This is a genomic window from Microbacterium aurugineum, assembly GCF_023101205.1.
GTDB classification, from domain to species: domain Bacteria; phylum Actinomycetota; class Actinomycetes; order Actinomycetales; family Microbacteriaceae; genus Microbacterium; species Microbacterium aurugineum.
Window position 1 is genome coordinate 326,494 of record NZ_CP078078.1, and the last position, 16,573, is coordinate 343,066.

Annotated in this window: 13 protein-coding genes; 9 read left to right on the forward strand and 4 right to left on the reverse strand. The window is 69.5% G+C overall.

All coding sequences use genetic code 11. The features are described 5' to 3' along the window. The first annotated feature begins 69 nt into the window (after positions 1-69). The 6 genes from hemQ (at position 70) to KV397_RS01590 (ending at position 5,465) form a co-directional block, all read left to right on the forward strand. Positions 70-750, forward strand: coding sequence for a hydrogen peroxide-dependent heme synthase (hemQ, locus tag KV397_RS01565; RefSeq protein ID WP_047520999.1), 681 nt, complete (start codon positions 70-72; stop codon positions 748-750). A gap of 5 nt (positions 751-755) precedes the next feature. Beyond that, complete coding sequence (hemC, locus tag KV397_RS01570; protein WP_153243004.1) at positions 756-1,751, forward strand: hydroxymethylbilane synthase; 996 nt, start codon at positions 756-758, stop codon at positions 1,749-1,751. Further along, on the forward strand, positions 1,748-2,548 hold the full coding sequence (locus KV397_RS01575; RefSeq protein ID WP_047520995.1) for a uroporphyrinogen-III synthase: 801 nt from the start codon (positions 1,748-1,750) through the stop codon (positions 2,546-2,548). Before hemC ends, KV397_RS01575 begins: the two co-directional genes overlap by 4 nt. Then, on the forward strand, positions 2,545-3,522 hold the full coding sequence (gene hemB / locus KV397_RS01580) for a porphobilinogen synthase (RefSeq protein ID WP_131493334.1): 978 nt from the start codon (positions 2,545-2,547) through the stop codon (positions 3,520-3,522). Before KV397_RS01575 ends, hemB begins: the two co-directional genes overlap by 4 nt. Before the next feature lie 75 nt (positions 3,523-3,597). Beyond that, on the forward strand, positions 3,598-4,920 hold the full coding sequence (hemL, locus tag KV397_RS01585) for a glutamate-1-semialdehyde 2,1-aminomutase (RefSeq protein WP_131493336.1): 1,323 nt from the start codon (positions 3,598-3,600) through the stop codon (positions 4,918-4,920). Between the two features lie 95 nt (positions 4,921-5,015). Beyond that, positions 5,016-5,465, forward strand: coding sequence for a hypothetical protein (locus tag KV397_RS01590; protein ID WP_131493338.1), 450 nt, complete (start codon positions 5,016-5,018; stop codon positions 5,463-5,465). A 97-nt stretch (positions 5,466-5,562) separates the two neighbouring features. Here KV397_RS01590 and KV397_RS01595 read toward each other — a convergent pair whose 3' ends face one another. After that, on the reverse strand, positions 5,563-7,584 hold the full coding sequence (locus tag KV397_RS01595) for an ATP-binding cassette domain-containing protein (RefSeq protein ID WP_261812000.1): 2,022 nt from the start codon (positions 7,582-7,584) through the stop codon (positions 5,563-5,565). Between the two features lie 112 nt (positions 7,585-7,696). On the opposite strand from KV397_RS01595, the gene KV397_RS01600 reads away from it, so the two are divergent. Continuing rightward, complete coding sequence (locus KV397_RS01600; protein ID WP_047520988.1) at positions 7,697-8,758, forward strand: enoyl-CoA hydratase/isomerase family protein; 1,062 nt, start codon at positions 7,697-7,699, stop codon at positions 8,756-8,758. A gap of 203 nt (positions 8,759-8,961) precedes the next feature. Here KV397_RS01600 and KV397_RS01605 read toward each other — a convergent pair whose 3' ends face one another. Beyond that, positions 8,962-9,351 (reverse strand): GntR family transcriptional regulator, encoded by a 390-nt coding sequence (locus tag KV397_RS01605; protein ID WP_047520986.1) that lies wholly within the window; start codon positions 9,349-9,351, stop codon positions 8,962-8,964. Beyond that, positions 9,351-10,412 carry a hypothetical protein gene (locus KV397_RS01610; protein WP_261812001.1) on the reverse strand — a complete coding sequence of 354 codons (1,062 nt, stop codon included), beginning with the start codon at positions 10,410-10,412 and terminating at the stop codon, positions 9,351-9,353. The genes KV397_RS01605 and KV397_RS01610 overlap by 1 nt, the downstream gene beginning before the upstream one ends. A gap of 232 nt (positions 10,413-10,644) precedes the next feature. Between KV397_RS01610 and KV397_RS01615 the strand changes: the two genes are divergently transcribed. Continuing rightward, positions 10,645-12,372 (forward strand): ABC transporter ATP-binding protein, encoded by a 1,728-nt coding sequence (locus KV397_RS01615; RefSeq protein ID WP_261812002.1) that lies wholly within the window; start codon positions 10,645-10,647, stop codon positions 12,370-12,372. Further along, entirely contained in the window at positions 12,369-14,621 is a 2,253-nt protein-coding gene (locus KV397_RS01620; RefSeq protein ID WP_131493345.1) for an ABC transporter ATP-binding protein, read from the forward strand. The genes KV397_RS01615 and KV397_RS01620 overlap by 4 nt, the downstream gene beginning before the upstream one ends. A 72-nt stretch (positions 14,622-14,693) precedes the next feature. On the opposite strand, the gene KV397_RS01625 is transcribed toward KV397_RS01620, so the two are convergent. Continuing rightward, on the reverse strand, positions 14,694-16,532 hold the full coding sequence (locus KV397_RS01625) for a D-alanyl-D-alanine carboxypeptidase (protein WP_261812003.1): 1,839 nt from the start codon (positions 16,530-16,532) through the stop codon (positions 14,694-14,696). Positions 16,533-16,573 lie beyond the last annotated feature (41 nt).

The following is a 16,573-nucleotide window of genomic DNA, read 5'->3' on the forward strand; positions in this document are numbered from 1 at the left end:
GTTCCGAGAGGTCGGGACCGCTTCTGGGGTGATTAGCGGCTCCTGCACAAACGAGGCAGACTGGGGAGCATGATGTCCGAAGAGAGCGCTGAGAACCCGTCCGGCTTCACACTCTGGGCCGTCTGGCGACGGAATCCCGATGTTCCCGTGACGGAGAGCGAGTCGACGGAGCTCGAGACGATCGTCGCGTACATCGAGGACTCCGGGGTGACCGTTCGTGGCTTCTACGACGTCTCCGGACTCAAGGCCGACGCCGATCTCATGGTGTGGCTGCACGGCGACACCGCGGAAGAGCTGCAGAAGGCCCTTCGACGCCTGCGCCGCACCGAGCTCCTGCGTCCGCTCCTCCCGGTGTGGAACGTCATGGGCGTCCATCGCGATGCCGAGTTCAACCGCGCACACGTCCCCGGATTCCTGCGCGGCATCGAGCCCAAGGACTGGCTGTGCCTGTACCCCTTCGTGCGCACGCCCGAGTGGTACCTCGCTCCGGAGGAGGAGCGGCGCACGATGCTGGCCGACCACGGACGCCGGGGCGCGGCGTTCACCGGCGTCCTCGCCAACACGGTCGCGTCCTTCGCGCTCGGCGACTACGAGTGGCTGCTGCCGCTCGAGGCCGATGAGCTCACCGACCTCGTCGACCTCATGCGGGACCTGCGCTACACGGACGCGCGGATGTACGTGAAGGAGGAGGTGCCCTTCTACACGGGGCGCAGGCTCCGGTTCGACGAGATCGCGGACGTCCTCCAGTAAGCGCCATGAGCACCCCCATCCGTCTGGGAACCCGTCGCAGCGCGCTCGCGCAGGCGCAGTCGGGCCATGTCGCGACCGCGCTCGAGAAGCTCTCCGGTCGCCCTGTCGAACTCGTCCCGATCACCAGCGAGGGCGACACGAACCGTGCCTCCCTGTCCGAGATCGGTGGCCAGGGCATCTTCGCCACGCGATTGCGCGAGGCGCTGCTCGCGGGGGAGTGCGACTTCCTCGTCCACTCGCTCAAGGACCTGCCGACGGCAGTCCCCGAGGGGCTCGTGATCGCCGCGACGCCGAAACGAGAGGATCCGCGAGACGTTGTCCTCACCCGCGACGGCGTCCCGCTCCACGAGCTGCGTTCCGGCAGCACGGTCGGCACCGGTTCTCCGCGGCGCATCGCCCAGGTCCACCGGCGCGCGCCGCGTGCGGAGGTCGTCGACATCCGGGGGAACGTGGATTCACGTCTCGCGCGGGTCGTCTCGGGCGAGCTGGATGCCGTGATCCTCGCTGCGGCAGGGCTGTCGCGGCTCGATGCGAGGACTCCCCTCCAGCGCGAGGAGCTCGGGCTCGCCGAGTGGCCGACCGCTCCGGGGCAGGGTTCGCTCGCGGTGGAGACCCGTGCGGACGCGCCCCGGGAGCTGCTCGACGCCCTCGCCGGTCTCGATGACAGGGACACCCGGCTGGCCATCACGGTGGAGCGCGCGATCCTGCAAGGACTCGATGCGGGATGCCAGGCGCCGATGGCCGCGCACGCCGTCGTCGACGGCTCGTCGATCCGTGTCAGAACGGTGGTCTACGCGACGGACGGTGGGCGCCGGATCGGCCTCGACGTCACCGAAGACCTGAACGGGGAGTATATTCGTCGGAACGGCAGTGGCAATGGAGCGGATGCTGCCGATGGTGCAGACCCGATGCACGCAGCGCGCGAGCTCGGGTTCACTGTTGCCCGTCGGCTGCTCGATCAAGGGGCGGCCGGCCTCGTATCCCGAGAGCAATCCTCATGACCACTTCCGAAGAAATCAAGCAGGACCGACCGCTGGACGGCTGGCGCATTCTGGTGCCCCGTGGCGGGCCGTGGGGCGACAGCGTCGCCGCGAGCCTTCGGGCGCTGGGCGCCGTCCCCGTCGTGGCGCCGCTGATCAACTTCGCCCCGACCACCGACCAGGCGACGCTCGACACCGCGCTCGCGCAGCTCGCCGCCGGAGAGTTCGACTGGCTCACGATCACCAGTGCGACGACCGTGGACGTCCTCTTCGCCCATCGGGCGATCGTGCCGCGATCGACCAAGATCGCCGCGGTCGGTGAGACGACGGCCGCTGCTCTGCAGGCCGTCGGCTACGAGGTCGCGCTCGTCCCCGAGCAGGACAACTCCGCCGAGGGGATGGCGCGGCAGCTCATCGGACTCGAGAAGGAACCGCGCCGCATCCTCGCCCTGCGCAGCGAGATCGCCAAGCCGGTGCTCAGCCGTCTGCTCTCCGAGGCGGGGCACGATGTCCACGGTGTCGTCGCGTACCGGACGGTCGGCGTCCCGGTGACGGAGCGCATCCGCCGCGATGTCGAGAACGGCCGCATCAACGCGATCCTCGTCACCAGCGGCTCGGTCGCCCAGCAGGTGCGCGAGCAGTTCCCGGAGATCCCGGATGAGACGCTGCTCGCCGCGATCGGCCCACGGACGGCGAGGGATGCCCAGCTCGCAGGACTGCCCGTGTCGGTGGTCGCCGACCGGCAGACGATCGACGCACTGATCGACGCCGTCTCGCACTTCACCCTTCCGCACGCGGCCGACGAGTTCGCACCGTGAGCTACCCCGATGTTCGCCTGAGGCGGTTGCGCCGGTCTCGGGCCGTGCGCGACCTCGTGCGCGAGACCTCGCTGGAGCCGCGGCAGCTCGTGCTCCCGCTGTTCGTCCGCGAAGGACTCACCGAACCGGTGCAGATCGGCTCGATGCCCGGTGTCGCGCAGCACTCGATCGATTCCTTGCGCGCGGCGGCGGTGGAGGCGGCGGAAGCGGGTGTCGGTGGTGTGATGCTCTTCGGCGTCCCGGAGGTCCGCGACGCCCGCGGCTCCGGTGCCGACGACCCGCACGGCATCCTCAACCTCGCCACGGCGGCGCTCGCGGCCGAGGTCGGCGACGCACTCGTGGTCCAGACCGACCTCTGCCTCGACGAGTTCACCGACCACGGTCACTGCGGCGTGCTCGCGGCCGACGGCTCGGTCGACAACGACGCGACGCTGGAGCGGTACACCTCGATGGCGCTCGCACAGGCGCGGGCCGGGTCGCAGCTCCTCGGGCTCTCCGGCATGATGGACGGCCAGGTCGCGGTGATCCGCGCTGCCCTGGATGCCGAGGGCTTCACCGACACGCTTCTCCTCGCCTACGCCGCGAAGTACGCGAGCGCCTTCTACGGACCGTTCCGTGAGGCTGTCGACTCGCAGCTGAAGGGTGACCGGCGCACGTACCAGCTCGACCCCGGCAACCGCCGCGAGGGCGTGCGTGAGGCCGTCGTCGATGAGGCCGAGGGCGCCGACATCGTGATGGTCAAGCCGGCGATGGCGTTCCTCGACGTGCTGCGGGAGGTGCGCGACACCGTGAGCGTTCCGGTGTGGGCGTACCAGGTCTCCGGCGAGTACGCGATGATCGAGGCCGCCGGCGCGAACGGCTGGATCGACCGGCGGGCCGCCGTGCTCGAATCCCTGCTCTCGATCCGACGGGCGGGCGCGGATGCGGTGCTGACCTATTGGGCGACCGAGGCTGCGGGCTGGCTGCGCGACTGACGTCTTCGGAGCCCGTGCACGACGGTTAGCCTGGAAGGGATGCCGGGACGGCTCCGTGCATCGCAAGGAGCTTTCATGACCGACCGCAATGACGACCTGTTCTCCGCTGCCAGGGCGGTGATCCCCGGCGGCGTGAACTCGCCGGTGCGCGCCTACGGTTCGGTCGGGGGGACACCGCGTTTCCTGGCGTCGGCCACGGGCGCCACGGTGACGGATGCGGCGGGGCGCGAGTACGTCGACCTGGTGGCCTCGTGGGGGCCCGCGCTCCTCGGACACGCGCACCCGGAAGTCGTCGCGGCGGTGCAGGAGGCCGCGACCCGCGGACTGTCGTTCGGTGCTCCGACCGAGGGCGAGGTGGAACTCGCGGCGTTGATCGCCGACCGGGTCCGCTTCGGTGAGATCCGCCCGATCGAGCGCGTTCGACTGGTGTCCACCGGGACCGAGGCCACGATGACAGCGATCCGTCTCGCGCGCGGAGCCACCGGCCGCGACTTGCTCGTGAAGTTCGCCGGGCACTATCACGGCCACTCGGACGGTCTTCTCGCAGAAGCGGGTTCCGGTGTCGCGACCCTGGCGCTCCCCGGATCGGCAGGGGTACCGGCTCCCATCGCTGCGCAGACGCTCGTGATCGGGTACAACGACCCCGAGGCGCTGGCCGCGGTGTTCGCCGAGCACGGACAGCGGATCGCGGCCGTGATCGTCGAGGCGTCGGCCGCGAACATGGGCGTCGTCCCGCCGTTGCCGGGATTCAACCGTCTGATCGCCGAGACCGCGCACGCGCACGGTGCGCTGATGATCCTCGACGAGGTGCTCACCGGGTTCCGCGTGCACCCCGCAGGCTTCTGGGGACTGCAGGCCTCGGAGGGCGAGGACTACCTGCCCGACATCGTCACCTTCGGCAAGGTCGTCGGCGGGGGGATGCCGCTGGCCGCGCTCGGTGGGCGGGCCGAGGTCATGGACCTGCTGGCTCCCTTGGGGCCGGTGTATCAGGCGGGGACGCTCTCGGGGAATCCGCTGTCGGTCGCGGCGGGCCTCGCGACGTTGCGGCTCGCGACGCCCGAGGTCTATGCAACCATCGATGCCGCCTCCGCTCGGCTCTCCGCGGCGCTGGACGCCGCGCTCACATCTGCCGGGGTCACTCACGCGGTCGCGCGGGCGGGCAACCTGTTCAGCGCCTCGTTCCGCGCTTCCGTGCCGCGGAACTACGCCGAGGCCCAGGCGCAGGAGTCGTTCCGCTATGCGCCGTTCTTCCACACGCTGCGGGAGCAGGGCGTGGCCCTGCCGCCGAGTGTCTTCGAGGCCTGGTTCCTGACCGCCGCGCACGGCGACGAGGAGCTCGGGCTCATCGAAGCGGCGCTGCCGGCTGCCGCGGAGGCCGCGGCGGCGGCTCGCCCGTAGTGTGCCGGGGAATGGCGTGACCCCACAAGGGATCGTTGCGTTCCTGTGAGCAACTTCCAGACAACTGGCAGGGCGGCGCTGGCAGACTAAGTGTCATGGTGACGTTGCTGCTGGACCAGACGCAACTCGAAGTCGTGCTCTCGCCGCTGGAACGAGCCGCGACATTCCACCGCGAGAACCTCCGGATCGTGCGCGACACCATCACCAAGGTCCAGCTGACCGACGACGCGTGGACCTGGCTGCGAGGGGTGCCGAATCCCGGCACGCACATCCCCGGCGTCCTGGCCGCGGGAAGCTGGAAGGCCGCGGGCAGCCTCGACTTCGTGCTCATCCGCCGCCGTCGCCCGAGCGTCGTCATCGACCTCGAGGGCGACGATCAGTACCGCCGCCTGATCCTCACGACCCGGCACGGCCTCGCGCTCACGCAGGCGCTCCGACTCGACGTGTCCTCGGAGCCCGCGAACGTCGAGGAGATCGTCGCCACGGCGCCGACCCCCGTGACGAAGGGGAGCCGCCGACCGGTCATCCGCCCCCGGCCCGCCTGAGCACAGGGCGACCGACGCGCGAATCCGCGCCCCACGACAGGGAACGCCCTCCGCAGCCGTCAGGCTGGGAGGGCGTTCTGCTGCATGAGCGGGCGGGTCACCCGTGGTGGGTCTCGCCGTGATGGTTCTGGCCGTCGTGGTTCTCGCCGTCGTGATCCTGGCCGTCGGTGGCCTCGGCGTCGCCGGATTCCTCGAGGCTCGATTCCTCGGACTCGGACTCGGACTCGGCCAGCGGAACGGTGTCGATCACGCCGGTGGAGGCGACGCTCCAGTGGGCACCGTCCTGGACGGGGGCGTCGTCGGTGGCCTCGGCGTCCTGCCCCAGCGGGTAGTCCTTCGGCTCGTCCTCGTAGTACGCGCGTGCGGCCGCGGCGAGCATCGAGCTGACGGCTGCCGACCGCGGATCGGCGTCCTCCTCGGTCTCGGCAGTGTCCTCGCCGCCGTCGACGTCCGCGGCGGTGTCGAGGTCGGCGAAGATCTCGACACCGGCGGGGGCATCATCCTCCGCTGCGTCGTCCTCGTGGGCGTCGGCGCCGTCCGTGCTGACGATCTGCTCGTCTCCGGCGGTGTCGTCTCCGGCGGTGTCGTCTCCGGCGGTGTCGTCTCCGGCGGTGTCGTCCGCGACGGTGTCGTCTGTGGCGGTGCCGTCGTGCTCAGAGGTCTGTGCGGGAGTGTCCGTCTCGGGGTCGTCACTCGTCGTGAAGACCTCGGCGACGTCGTGCCGCGGCGATTCCCGGTCAGCCGTGGCCGCGGGGGAGGCGACGGGGGCTGCCGCGCCGAACAGGATCTCGTCGAATGACCGCGCCGGGGGCTCCTCGGCCTGGTCGGTCTCGTCGTCCCGGCTCGTGTCGCCGTGGTCCTCGTCGCCGTGACGATCTTCGGGGTCTTCGTGGGGGAGCGGTTCGTCCGCCTCGTATCCGGGTGCAGCGACGGGAGCGGCATCCACCGGCGTCTCGTCGTCCGCCTCGGGGGTGAACAGCTCGGAGACGCCATCGTTCGAATCCTCGTCGGCGGTCGCCGACGCGGAAGCCGCTGCGGCCAGGTCATCACCAACGGCTTCACCGGCGGGTGCGGCGGCGGCCTCGGCGGCCCAGGCCGCGGCGGCGGCTACCGGGATGGCGACCGTGGACTCGGCGTCAGCGGCGTCGGTGGCAGCGGCGTCGGGCGTGGCGGCGAGCACCGGCGCGTCGAGCGGCGGCGTGTTCGTGTCTGCGCGGGGCGCGAGTCGGCCGCCGCGCATGAGGTCGATGAAGACGTCTTCCAGGGTCGGGCCGCGCTGCACGAGCGTGCTCAGGGCGATTCCGGCCTCCGCGGCGACAGCTCCGACGGTCCCGGCGTCGCCGCCGCGCACGGTCAGGCCGGAGCGCAGGACCTCGATGTCGAATCCTGCCGCGTCGAGCGCGACACGAAGCGCACCACGATCCGCGGCATCCACGATGACGGAGCCGCCTTGCGGGTCGGCGAGCGTCTCGATACCGCTCGCCAGCACCAACCGGCCCTTCGAGAGGACCAGGACGTTGTCGGCGACCTGCTCCACCTCGCTGAGGACGTGCGAGGACACGAGTACCGTGCGTCCTTCGTCGGCGAGGCGGCGCATCAGCAGGCGCATCCAGCGGATGCCCTCGGGGTCGAGCCCGTTGGCCGGCTCGTCGAAGACGAGCGCACCCGGGTCGCCGAGAAGGGCGTGCGCGACGCTCAGCCTCTGACGCATGCCGAGCGAGAAGCCGCCGATCCGGGAGTCGCCTTCGGAGTCCAAGCCGACGAGGGACAGAACCTCTCCGACGCGGGCCAGCGGGATGCCGTTCGCCTTGGCGGCGATCGTCAGCTGACGTTCGGCGGTGCGCCGAGGGCGATAGACGGTCTCTTCCAGGACGGCACCGATGGTGCGCAGCGGCTGGCGGAGCTCCGCGTAGGCCGTCCCGCCGATCGTGGCCGTTCCGGAGGTGGCGCGCACCTGACCGAGGAGGATTCGCAGGGTGGTGGTCTTGCCGGCTCCGTTCGGGCCGAGGAAGGCGGTGACGGCGCCGGGCTCGACGCGCGCGGAGAAGTCCGAGACGGCGGTCACCTCATTGAAGCGCTTCGTCACGTGCGTGAACTCCAGCACCTGTCCTTCAGGCATCCGTGACCTCTCGTCGCAGTGAACAGTTCCTCCCTATCCTGCCGGAAAAGCCTGTCGGATCCCGCATTTCGCGCGGATTCTCCGCCCTCGGCGAAGCGGTAACCTGGCACGCGTGACCGAATCCCAGGCTGCATCCCGTGTCCTCATCCGCACCGAAGGAGCACTCGGGCGGCTCACCCTCAATCGTCCGGAGGCGATCAACGCGCTCGACGAGGGGATGATCGAGACGCTCACCGAGGCGCTCGACGCCTGGCGCGACGACACCGACGTGCAGATCGTGCTGATCGACGGGGCGGGGGAACGCGGCATGTGCGCCGGCGGAGACGTGCGTGCGCTGCACGCGCAGATCGTCGCCGGGGAGTCCGAGCGCACCGCCGAGTTCTTCCGCGCGGAGTATGCGTTGAACGCGATGATCGCGGAGTATCCGAAGCCGGTCGTGGCGTTCGCCGACGGCATCACGATGGGCGGGGGGATCGGCCTGGCTGGTCATGCGGCGATCCGCATCGTCACGGAGCGCTCGAAGCTGGCGATGCCCGAGACCCGGATCGGGTTCACGCCCGATGTCGGCGGCACCTGGCTGCTCGGACGAGCGCCCGGCCGATTCGGGGAGTATTTCGGGCTGACCGGCGCGACGATGAGCGGAGCGGATGCCGTCTACCTGGGGTTCGCCGACCACTTCGTGCCGTCTGATCGTCTGGACGCGCTGCGGGAGGCCCTGGCGTTCCGTGCGGATCCGACCGGCCCGAGCGAGATCGTCCTGCTCTTCGACGAGACGCCGGAGCCCACGCAGCTGCCCGCATCGAAGGCGTGGGTCGACGAAGCGTTCTCGGCCGCGACCGTGAGCGAGATCATCGACCGCCTGCAGGCGCAGGGCACCGCGGAGGCCGCCGCCACGGCTGAGCTCTTGGCGGGCCTCGCCCCCACCGGCCTCACGGTCACGCTCGATGCCGTGCGCGAAGCGCGCGAGCTCCCGGGGTTGCGGGCTGCCCTCGAGGGCGAGTACCGGCGGGTGCTGTGGTTCGTCAACGAGCACCCGGACCTCGTCGAGGGTATCCGCGCGCAGCTCGTCGACAAGGACCGCAACCCGAAGTGGGACCCGCCGACGCTGGCCGAGCTCGCCCCGGATGCGGGTGCCCCGGCGCGGGCGTACGTGCCCCGGCCGCCGCTGTTCTGACGCTGCGCGGTGTGCGGGGCCGCCGGGAGCGTGCCCGCGTGCGGTGCACACCCGTCGGGAGCGTGCCCGCGTGCGGTGCACACCCGTCGGGAGTGTGCCCGCTTGTCGGACGGTTTCGGCCGTTTCCAGTCGGTTCGGCCCAGAACTCCCGACAGGCGGGCAGGGAGTCCCCGACAGGTGGGCCGGGCCGGAGCGGGATCGGGCTACTCCCCGGCGTCCTCTGGCGTCGTCCGCGACTGCCAGATCGTCCGCAGCACATCGACGATGTCGTCGAGCTCGGCGCCGAGGGGGTCGGCCTCGTCGACCAGGTCGCGGAGGCGGCGGATCACTGAGGCCGGGAGGACCCCGGCCGACTCGGAGACACGCGTGCCGGCGGCGGTCCGCGAAATCACCAGTCCGTCCGCCTCGAGCATCTTGTAGGCGCGTGCGGCGGTGCCGGGAGCGACGCCCAGATCGCTCGCCGTCTGGCGGACGGTCGGCAGTCGTTCGCCGGCACCGAGCTGGCCCGAGACGATGAGGCCGCGCAACTGCCGGTAGATGTCGAGCGCAGGATTGGTCTCATCTGCCGCCGAGAGCTTCGGATTCGGGCTCATCACACGGCCTCGCTGTCGGCGGGGCTCTCGGCCTCGGTGCCCGTACGCGCGCCGTGATCGCGCGGGTACAGCTGCGCGATCACCAGGAAGAGGAGCACGAAGGCGGCGATCTCCAGCAACGGTGCCAGACCGCCTCCGACACCTGCGATCTCGCCGTATCGCCAGAATGCCGTGTAGGAGTCCGAGCCGCCGTCGCGCTGGACGGTCAGACCGACGACCGATCCGGCATCGGCGATGAACCGCCACGCCCCCGCAAGGGAGAGGAGGAGTGCCGACGTCGCCGTCCGGGTGATCGCCGTCGCGACATCGCGGCGTTCCCGCTGCTCTGCGGCCACCGTCTCCGGGCGCAGGAACGGGCGGACGGCGCTCGCGTGGAGCGCGGCCACCATGACTGCCAGGAGGACCGCGGTGCAGATCAGCACGGGGATGCCGTACGCCCAGCCGTAGAACCAGGGTCGGAGCGGGTCGATCTGCTCGTTGTTGATCTCGATCTCGAGGAAGACATAGGGACCCCCGTTGATGTTCGACGAAGCGAGACCGGCCAGGACCGTGGTCGCCGTGAGAGCAAGCACTGCGAGGGCGGCTCCCGCCGTTCCTGCGCGCGGACTGAAGGTCAGCCACGTGCGGCGGGGAACGGCGACCGGTCGTTCCGGGGGTGTGCTCCCGAGGGTCGCGACGATCGCGAGCAGGAGTCCGATGCCGACGGACGCCGTGAACACCGGCATCGCGTACCGCCACCAGGAGATGACGCCGTTGAGATCGAGCACGTATCCGGTGATCAGATTGTCGGCGAGGAAGACGACGACCACTCCGATCGCCGTCAGACCGATCGTGCGGTGCTCTCGCGAGTAGCGGGCGACGACGCCGCCGGCTGTGGCCGCCCCGAGCCGCATCCGGCTCTCCCTCTGCACGCGCCTTCCGGGGAACACGCAGATGCCGCACGCGATGACCGCCGCGACGACCAGAGAGACCCACGGCATCGTGAAGAGCGCGCCGAGCATCTGCCAGCCATCCAGGCGCCACAGAGCGGAGGCGAGCGGGGAGGTGAAAAGGTCAGGCATGCGCAGTCCGTTCTCTTTGTACTGCATGTCTATCACAAGTTGTATCAGTGCGTAAATACAAGCTCGGACCGAACCGCTGATCATACGGGAAACCGGTTCGCTGTCAGCGAAGGTCCATCCAAAGGGGGATACGAATGTCCGCGGATCGTGGCACTCTGTCTTGTGGCCGGTTGTCGGTCGGCATCCGTCTGCCGAGAAACCCGCCGCTTCATCCTTCCTAGAAAGTCCGCCTGTGCTGGGAAAAATCCTCTTCCGCTATCTCTCTCGATACCGGTGGCTGTTGCTCGCGGTGCTGGTCTTCCAGCTCGCCAGCGTGGCAGGCACCCTCTACCTCCCGAGTCTGAACGCCGACATCATCGACAACGGCGTCGCCCGCGGTGACACCGCCTACATCTGGCGTACCGGCCTGTTCATGCTCGCGGTCTCGCTCGGGCAGATCGTCGCGTCGGTCACCGCGACCTACTTCGCCGCGCGCGCCGCGATGGGCGCCGGACGCGACATCCGTTCCGACGTGTTCGGCAAGGTCAGTGGCTTCTCTGAGCGCGAGGTCTCGCAGTTCGGCGCCGGCTCGCTCATCACGCGCAACACGAACGACGTTCAGCAGGTGCAGATGCTCGCGATGATGGGCGCGACCATGCTCGTCACGGCGCCGCTGCTCGCGATCGGCGGCATCATCTTCGCCGTGCGTACCGAGGTGACACTCAGCTGGCTGATCGCGATCTCGGTGCCGCTGCTGCTGATCCTCGCCGCACTCGTGATCGGTCGCATGGTCCCGCTGTTCCGCAGCTACCAGGGCAAGCTCGACAACGTGAACCGCATCATGCGGGAGCAGCTCACCGGTGTCCGCGTCGTCCGTGCGTTCGTGCGCGAGGGCATCGAAGAGGAGCGCTTCCGCGGGGCGAACACCGACATCATGGTCGTCGGTCGCAAGGTCGGCTCGTTGTTCGTGCTGCTCTTCCCCCTGTTCATGCTCATCCTCAACGTCACCGTCGTCTCGGTCATCTGGTTCGGCGGCATCGAGGTGAACAACGGCACGGTGCAGGTCGGCACGCTGTTCGCCTTCATGCAGTACATCGGCCAGATCATGGGCGGCGTGATCATGGCGAGCTTCATGGCGATGATGATCCCGCGCGCTGCGGTCTCGGCCGAGCGCATCGGCGAGGTGCTCGACTCCGAATCCACGCTGATCCGTCCCGAGAACGGCGTCACCGAGTTCCCGGTACCGGGATCCGTGGCGCTCGACGACGTCGAGTTCACCTACCCCGGAGCCGATTCGCCGGTCCTCACCGGCATCAGCTTCGCAGCGCAGCCGGGTGAGACCGTCGCGATCGTCGGTTCGACCGGATCGGGCAAGACGACGCTCGTGTCGCTCATCCCGCGTCTCTTCGACGTCTCGGGCGGCGCGGTGCACGTCGGCGGCACGGACGTGCGCGAGGCCGACGTCGAGGCGCTGTGGGACAGCATCGGACTGGTGCCGCAGCGTCCTTTCCTCTTCACCGGAACCGTCGCATCGAACCTGCGCTACGGGCGTGAAGATGCGACCGACGAAGAACTCTGGCATGCGCTCGACATCGCGCAGGGTCGCGACTTCGTCGAGGAGATGCCGGACGGACTCGATTCGCGGATCGCGCAGGGTGGTACGAACGTCTCGGGCGGTCAGCGCCAGCGTCTCGCGATCGCGCGTGCGATCGTGCACCAGCCGCAGATCCTCGTCTTCGACGACTCGTTCTCTGCACTCGATCTGACCACCGATGCCCGGCTCCGCCAGGCGTTGTGGAGGGAGCTCCCGCATGTGACGAAGATCGTGGTCGCCCAGCGCATCTCCACCATCACGGACGCCGACCGCATCGTCGTCCTCGACGGCGGCACGATGGTGGGCGTCGGCACGCACGAGGAACTGCTCGAGACGAGCGAGACCTACCGCGAGATCGTCGAGTCGCAGCTGGGGGTGGACGCATGAGCGAGCAGAACAAGGAACAGGGCAAGCCCACGCGTAGCCGCCGCAAGGCCACGGCTCCCGTGGCCGAGGTCGAACTGACGGCGGAGGAGAAGTACGAGGCCGAGCTCGCGGAGCAGGCCCGACAGAACTCCGGCGACTGGGACAGCGTCGCGCCGGGCAAGGCCGACAACTTCGGGCCGAGCTTCGCGCGCATGATCGGGTTGCTGAAGCCCTCGGCACTCTGGTTCGTCTTCGTGTCGATCCTGGGTGCGCTGGGCGTCGTGCTGACGGTCGCCGCGCCCAAGGTGCTCGCCGAGGCGACGAACCTCGTCTACAAGGGGTTCATCTCCATCCAACTCGGGCAGCCGAACGGCGACTCCCCGGGGTTCCCGGCAGGAACATCGCAGGACGTCGTGGTCGAGGCGCTGCGAGGCGCGGGTCAGGACGACTTCGCGAATCAGATCGGCGCGCTGGGTGACTTCACCGTCGGTCAGGGTGTCGACTTCGGCGCGCTGCGCCTGGTCATCGCCGCTGTCCTCGCCATCTATGTCGCCGCGGCGTTCCTCACCTGGATCCAGGGGTACGTCATCAACGTGATCATGGTGCGCACCATGTGGCGTCTGCGCGAGGCGGTCGAGGCGAAGATCAACCGTCTGCCCCTGTCGTACTTCGACAAGGTGCAGCGCGGTGAGCTGATCTCGCGCGTCACGAACGACATCGACAACATCACCCAGACGATGCAGCAATCGCTGTCCGGTGCGCTCACCTCCGTGCTCACCGTGATCGGCGTGCTCGTGATGATGTTCTCGATCTCCTGGCAGCTCGCGCTCGTCGCCCTCATCACGCTGCCGCTGATGGGTGTGATCTTCGGCATCATCGGTCCGCGCTCGCAGAAGGCCTTCGGCACGCAGTGGCGCAAGGTCGGACGGCTCAACGCCCGCGTCGAGGAGGCGTTCTCCGGCCACGCGCTGGTGAAGGTCTTCGGACGTGAGAAAGACGCGCTCGACAAGTTCCAGGCCGAGAACGAAGAGCTGTTCCAGGCCAGCTTCAAGGCGCAGTTCCTGTCCGGCATCATCATGCCGGCGATGATGTTCGTCGGAAACCTCAGCTACGTGGGCATCGCGGTGCTCGGTGGTCTGATGGTCGCGAACGGACAGCTCCGTCTCGGCGATGTGCAGGCGTTCATCCAGTACTCGCAGCAGTTCACGCAGCCGCTCTCCGAGCTCGGCGGCATGGCTGCGGTGGTCCAGTCGGGTACGGCGTCGGCGGAGCGCGTGTTCCAGCTCCTCGATGCGGACGAGCAGGAGGCGGACGATGCCGATGCTCCGGAGCTCGTCGAGGGCAAGGGCGTCATCGAGTTCGAGAACGTCGCATTCTCGTACACGCCGGATCGTCCGCTGATCAAAGACCTGTCGTTCCGGGTGGAGCCGGGGCAGACCGTCGCGATCGTGGGGCCGACCGGAGCGGGGAAGACGACTCTGGTCAACCTGATCATGCGCTTCTACGAGCTCAGCGGCGGACGCATCATGCTCGACGGTCAGGACATCGCCGAGGTGACCCGGGATGAGCTGCGGTCGCGCACCGGCATGGTGCTGCAGGATCCGTGGCTGTTCGCGGGGAGCATCCGCGAGAACATCCGCTACGGCCGCTCCACCGCGACCGACGACGAGGTCCTCGCCGCGGCGAAGGCGACCTACGTCGACCGCTTCGTCCACGCCCTCCCCGAGGGCTACGACACGGTGCTCGACGAGGATGCCGCGAACGTCTCCGCGGGCGAGCGTCAGCTCATCACCATCGCGCGCGCGTTCGTCGCACAGCCGTCGATCCTCATCCTCGATGAGGCCACGTCGGCCGTCGACACCCGCACCGAGTTGTTGCTGCAGCACGCGATGGCCGCCCTTCGCAAGGGACGTACGTCCTTCGTGATCGCGCACCGTCTGTCGACCATTCGCGATGCCGACCTCATCCTCGTGATGGAGCACGGCGACATCGTGGAGAAGGGCACGCACGACGAGCTGATCGCCGCGCAGGGAGCCTACTGGCGCCTGTACCAGTCGCAGTTCGAGCAGGCGGCCACAGACATCGACGCCGAAGAGGCCCTCACCGGCTCGACGCCCGTCGTGGTCACCGGTGACGCGGACGAGGAGAGCGTGCACGCGGCTGCGGCCGTCGCCGGCGCGTCGGTGGGGGCGCAGGTTCCTGCCGCCGAGACGGCTGCTGCCCAGGCGCTTCTCGAGGAGGGGGCCGACGGCTCCGCCTCTCGCGACTGAGCGGCATCACGCAGACGCCCCATCCTGCTCACGCGGGATGGGGCGTCGTGCTGTACTCGGCCGAGCGAAGTGTCAGGACCCGTCGTCTGTGATCCCGAGCAGTTCCAGGGGGTGGGTCAGGCGCCACCACGGGCTCGGCCCTTCGACGTCATCGGCCAGGACCAGGGGAACCGTCACGGTGTTGAGTGGTCCGGCCGCGGTCAAGGTGCCCACGGTGGCGTCCTCGTCCCGCTTTTCGCCGAGATCGAAGGCCGTGGTCGCAGTGGCGACAGCACCGTTCCACAGCACGACATCGGCATCGGATTCGGTGACCACGTCGACCTTCTCGCCCCAGTCGGTCGTGACCTGTCCGACGACCGTGCCCTTCGCGACCGCTGCCTCCTGTGCATCCAGGGCGGCCTCCGTCTCGGCGAACAGCGAACGGGTGAGAGCGAGGCGCTCGTCGTCGCCCGCCTGATTCAGCGCCGCCGCGAACAGGTGCACCGTGGTGTCCCCGATCGTCAGGTCTTTCGCCGTCAGCAGGTTCCAGCCGACCAGCGTGCCGGTCTTGATGCCGACGACGCCCGGATCGGCGAGCATCCCGTTGGTGTTGACGACCGTGCCCGCACCCGGGAGGTCCACTGACCGGGTGCCGACGATCTCCGCGAACACGGGGTTCTGCATGGCCAGCTCGCCGAGCTTGATCAGGGCCGCAGGGGTCGCCACATTGCGCTCGTCGAACCCGGAGGGGGTGACCACCGTGATGTCGGTGAGCGCACGATCGCGCAGCCACACCTCGGCGGCGGCCGCGAACTCCTGGTCCGAGCCCCAGATCTCGGAGGCCAGCCGGTCGATGTAGTTGTTCGCCGACCCGAGGAGGGTGCCCTGGAGCATCTGGTACTCGGTGAGGACGCCGTCGACGGGGACATCCAGTGCGGACTGATCGCTGCGCCGGTAGTTCCAGTAGTCCACGCTGTCGCGGTAACTGAAGCCGAACTCCGGCCCCTGCTCGCCGAGGGCGAGGGGCATGCGGTCGAGAACCATCAAGCTGCTCACGACCTTGGTGATGCTCGCGATGCTCACCGGATCGGTGATCGACGCCGCGGTGGTGAGCCCGGCGATGCCGACGGACGCGCTGCCCTCACTCGGCCAGGTGATCGTCGCGGCGGGAGCGGGAACCGTGTCGAACTCGACGGACTGCGCCGTCGGCGGCACCTCGTGCAGCGGCCAGAGCAACGTCGTGCCCGCATAGCCGGCGACCAGCGCGGTGAGCGCGACGAGCGGCACCAGGATTCCCGGGCGAGCGATGGCCGGCCGCAAGCGAGCCCCACGGAGGAGCCCGCCGTTCTGTTCGGTTTCCGGGGTCTGCTCGAACGTCGCCGTGGCCGTGTGCGCACCGACGGCGGCGGCATCGACCCAGGTCAGTGCGGTCGCGCCCGTCGTGCCGTCGGCCCACTGCACGGCCGCGCCGTCGACGAGCGCCTCGGCCTCATCGGGCTCCTGCGCCTCCTCACCCTCGCCGCGTCGGCGGGGGTGGAAGGGCGGCTTCGTGAGTGGCGGAGTCGCGGGACCATCCGCCGGTTCCGGGTCGTGCACGGGCTCCGGGTCGAGCACGGGCTCCGGATCGGACGCCGACGCGGGGTCGTCCGACGAAGCCGTGCCGCGACGTCGTGCGGGCGTCCGGTCGACCGTGAACAGCGCGCCGATCGCGGCGGCGTCGACCGGGACAGCGGAGACGACGGAGGGATCCGACGGGGGCGTGTCGCCGGCGAAGAGTCGATCGGCGGCGAAGGGTGCGGCGCTCTCCGATGCGGGGGCGGCGGGGTCCGACGCGATCGCCAGGTCGTCCACGGGCCCGGAGGGGGCGGCCGTCCGCGAGCCGTCGTCGCTGACGACGCCCGTCGCCTCGTCGGCGGGATCTGAAGCGGTCACTCGTTTACGGTACCCAATCCCCGGCGTGTTCCGCGGCGCGA